The organism is Deltaproteobacteria bacterium, from assembly GCA_003696105.1.
Classification (GTDB): domain Bacteria; phylum Myxococcota_A; class Polyangia; order Haliangiales; family J016; genus J016.
Genome location: RFGE01000148.1, coordinates 1 through 4,159, shown reverse-complemented (window position 1 = coordinate 4,159; position 4,159 = coordinate 1). Strand labels below are relative to the sequence as shown.

The window sequence follows — 4,159 nt, the reverse complement described above, 5'->3', positions numbered from 1 at the left end:
GTGGTCGACGACCGCGGCAAGCTGGTCGGTATCCTGTCGAACCGCGACGTGCTGCGCGCGCTCGGCCAGGCCGACATCGAGTCGGTGCGCATCGGCGACGTCATGTCCAAGCGGCTCATCACCTGCACGGAGGACACGACGGCGGCGGAAGCAGCCGAACTGATGCTCGAGCACAAGATCGGCGCGCTGCCGGTGCTCGGCGACGACGGCCACCTCGTCGGGCTGGTGACAGAGTCGGACTTCGTGCGGATCGCGCACGACCTGTTGTCGGACGAACCCGCGTAGCGACGCGGCTACAGAGCCGTAACGCGGCCGGCCGTGCCGTCGACCTCGACGAGCTGGCCGTCGCGAAGTCGCGCGAGCGCGTCCCGCGCGCCGACGACGCAGGGGATGCCCAGCTCGCGCGCCACGATCGCCGAATGCGACAGCACGCTGCCCCGCTCGACGACGACCGCGGCCGCGCTCGGAAACAGCGGCACCCAGCCCGGGTCCGTCCGATTGGCGACCAGCACGTCTCCCGCGATCCGCGCGCCTCGCGGATCGCGCACGAGGCGTACGGGCGCGCGCGCCACGCCGGGCGACGCGCCGACGCCGACGATGGCGTCCCCCGCGGCGACCGCGTCCGCGCGCGCAACCGCCGGCGCGAGCGCGACCCGATCGAGGTACACGGCACCTCGCGTGCGCAATCGCTCCGGCGGCGCCGCAGCGGCGCGGTGCGCGTCGAACTCGCGACGGCGAACGCCGGCGAGCCCGCGCAGATCGGTGGTGGTCGCCGTGCCGCGCGCGAACGCGATCAGCTCGTCGATCTCGAGATAGAACACGTCGTCGCGGCGGTCGATCACCCCCGCTGCCGCCAACCGCTCGCCCATCGCGACGACGATCGACCGCACCAAAGCGAACGCGCGCGTTCGGCAAAACCGCAGGTTCTCCCGGTGGCGGACGTGGCGCCGGGCGCGGTCCACCAGCCACGCGAGCGTGCGGCGCCGGACCGCGCTGCGCCCGACGAGCGCGAACGCGCGGCGCTCGGCGTCGCGCCGGATGTCGGCCTCGCGCTCGTCGAGTTCCGCGACCGTCACCGGCGGCGCGGCCAGGTAGCTCTGCAAGGTCGCGTAGACGAAGGTCGGGTCGTCGCGCAGCGTCGGCTGTTCGAGCTTGAGTTCGTCGACGCAGCGATCCCCGTAGCGTTCGACGTGGGCCGCGATGCGCACGCGCAGCCAGCCGAATCGGTCGTCCGCCTCGACCGCAGCGCGCGCGCCCGCCGCGGTCTCGCGCCTCAGCAGCGCGCAGGCGTCCGGGTCGCGGCGAACGTCCTCCGCCAGCGCGAGCAGATCGCGGGTCGGCTCGGCCGACAGCAGCCCGCCCGTGCCGCAGAGCAGATCGTTGTGCAAGTTGTCGTCCTCCGCCCCCCACGCCGCGAGCGCCTTGCGCAGGGCGCCGAAGAACACCATCGCCAGGATGTCGTTGACGATCGGCGCCTGCCAGTGAGCCATCAGCCGCCGTTCGGCCTCGAGGTAGAGGTCGGCGAGACCGTCGAAATCCAGCGCGTCCAGCGCGACGGCGGTGAGTTCGGCGTGCGTGCGGTCGAAGTAGCGGAAGAACTCGGCCACGAGCGCCTCGGCGCGCGCGAAGCGCGCTGCGAGCACGGCGGCCGACGACAGCGCGCGCGGCAGCTCGACGCCCCAGCGGCGCGCGGCCGACGGGCGCGGCGCCGGCGCGAAATCCGCGCGCTCGGACACGCCCATCATCTGTTCCATGAACTCGGCGTTGAACTTGTACCCCGGTAACAGCCGGAGCAGCGCGTACCACGACTCGAGGTTGTAATAGACGCGCCCGCGCAACAGCCCGATCATCTGCTCGAACGTGCGCGCGTGCGCGTCCAACTCGGCGCGGGGCGTTCCGAGCAGTTCGAACGCCTGGCGATAGACCATGGCGTAGGCGCGCCGAGCAAAGCTGTAGGTCAGCGGCGTGGTGACGCCGTCGTAGCTCTCGATGATGTTCGAGTTGTCCCACAGGCGCTCGCGGCCGGCGCCGCGCCGGGCCGGCGGCGGGACCGTCGTGATCGGACGCGCCTGCAACAACCATGGTCCGTCGGCCGACCAGGTCCATTCGATGTCGACCGGCGCGCCCCATGCCGCCTCGACGCGGCGTCCGAGCGCAGCCAGCGCGGCGAGCTGGTCGTCGGACAGACACGGCGCCGACCGGCGTTCGGGCGCGACGTCGACCTCGTGCGTGCCGCCGCCGGGAGCGCGCACGACGGCCTGCGCCTTGTCGGCGACGTCGCGGTCCACCACCGTGCCGTCGCGTGCGACGGCGTACGAGTCACACGCGAGCCGGCCGGATACGACGCCCTCGCCGAGGCCCCAGGTGGCCGACACGACGGCGCGGTCGCGCTCGCCCGTCGTCGGATCGGCGGTGAACAACACACCGGAGACGTCGCCGTCGATCATTCGTTGCACGACCACGGCGACGCGCACCGGATCGCAGAGTGCGCCACGCGCCGCGCGGTACGCCAGCGACCGGGCCGACAGCGCCGAGCGCCAGCAGTCGACCACGGCAGCGCGCACGGCGTCGGCCCCCGACACGCACAGACTGGTGCCGAGGCAGCCGGCGAACGAGCGCTCGGCCCCATCCTCGTCGACGGCGGACGAACGGACCGCCACCTCGCCGCCGCCGAGTGCCGCGTAGGCCACGGCGATCGCGCGTGCGGTCGCGTCGTCCAGGCGCAGCCGAGCGAGCGGCTCGGCCAGCGCCGCCGCACAGGCGTCGACCGCGGCGGCGTCCGCGGCCGGCGCGGCGAACAACGCGGTCAGCGCCGCATCGATGTCGGCGCGAACGCCGGCCCGGTCGATCGCCGCGTCGAACACGTCGGCGGACACGGCGAACCACCGCGGGACGCGGCCGGCTCCGGCGCGATCGAGCCGCGCGAGGCTGTAGGCCTTGCCGCCGACCGTGTCGACCGACAGCCGCTCCGCCTCCGGCCACACGATCATGGCGTCCCCCATACCGCGCCGTGCGCGACGGCCGCCGCGATCGCCGGGCCGGCCGCCACCGCGAGCGCGTGAACGCCGGCCACCGTCTCGAGCCGCTTGTGGCCCGACGCCGCCGGGCGCCGGCAGAACCGCGCGATCTCGATCCAACCCCAGGCGGTCACCGCCGCGATCCCCGCGAGCCAGCCCGCGCCGCCGCCGAGGCGCACGCCGACCCAGCCGCCGGCAACCGCGCTGGCCGCGAGCAACGCCCCGCCGAGCGCGCCCGCCCCGCGCACGCCGAGCCGCCGCGAATAGCTGTCCACGCCGGCGATCTCGGCCTCCGGTGCCCACGTCTTGCGCAGCACGTCGACTGCCACGAATGCCGGCAACATCGCCGCAGCGTAGGCCGCGAGGTCCGCCGGCGCGACCGCCGAGGCCGCATAGCGCGCGCCGAGCGCGACGGCGAGGACCGACATCACCGCCGAATGCGACACCGCGTACAGCCCGATGCGCGCCGACAGCCACGCGGGCGCGAAGAACTCGACGAACATGAGCCCCGAGTAGGCGAGCACGGCGAGGTACAGCAGCGCCGCGCGGGGACCGGCCGCCGCCGCGATGGCGACTTGCATCGCCACGGCCACCGCGCCGACGGCGCGGAGCTGCTCGAGCGTCACCAGGCCGCGCGGCACCGGCCGGTCGGGCCGCGTCGCCGCGTCGTGCTCGAAGTCCTTGTGCTCGTCGAACACGCGCAGCAAGAACAGAAACAGGAACGCGCACACCGCCCCGCCGGCGAGCGCGCCGTCGACCGACAGCGGCGCACCGGCGCGCAACGCGTCCGCCTGTGCGGCGGCATACGCGCCCGCCGCGACCGCAGCGGCCAGCGCTGCAGTGACCGGCACCGGAAACCGCTCCGCGAGGTAGGCGCGAAACCGCGACGGCGACGGCCACAGCGGCGCGCCGCGGCTGCCCGCCAACGACCGCATCACGCCACCTCCGCCAGCGGCGCCGCGATCGGGGCGACGACCGGCTCGGGCGCGGGCGGGGCCATCAGCCGCACCGCCATCGGCGCCACGCGCGTGGCGAACGCGCTGCCGACGGCGAGGATCTCGCCGTCGCCAAAGAACCGCTGGGGTCGATCGCAGTCGATGTGCGCGCAGGTCACCTGGATCCACTCCATGTCGGGGAAGTCG

General features: G+C 74.3%; 4 protein-coding genes. 1 reads left to right on the top strand and 3 read right to left on the bottom strand.

Features of this window, described 5'->3' with window-relative positions:
• Entirely contained in the window at window positions 1-285 is a 285-nt protein-coding gene (locus D6689_10045; protein ID RMH41841.1) for a CBS domain-containing protein, read from the top strand.
• A gap of 8 nt (window positions 286-293) precedes the next feature.
• On the opposite strand, the gene D6689_10040 is transcribed toward D6689_10045, so the two are convergent.
• The 3 genes from D6689_10040 to D6689_10030 form a co-directional block, all read right to left on the bottom strand.
• Complete coding sequence (locus tag D6689_10040) at window positions 294-3,002, bottom strand: hypothetical protein (protein RMH41840.1); 2,709 nt, start codon at window positions 3,000-3,002, stop codon at window positions 294-296.
• Window positions 2,987-3,952, bottom strand: coding sequence for a hypothetical protein (locus D6689_10035; protein RMH41839.1), 966 nt, complete (start codon window positions 3,950-3,952; stop codon window positions 2,987-2,989). Before D6689_10035 ends, D6689_10040 begins: the two co-directional genes overlap by 16 nt.
• Window positions 3,952-4,159 (bottom strand): hypothetical protein (locus D6689_10030; protein RMH41838.1); only part of this gene is annotated, 208 nt, incomplete at its 5' end. The genes D6689_10035 and D6689_10030, both read right to left, overlap by 1 nt.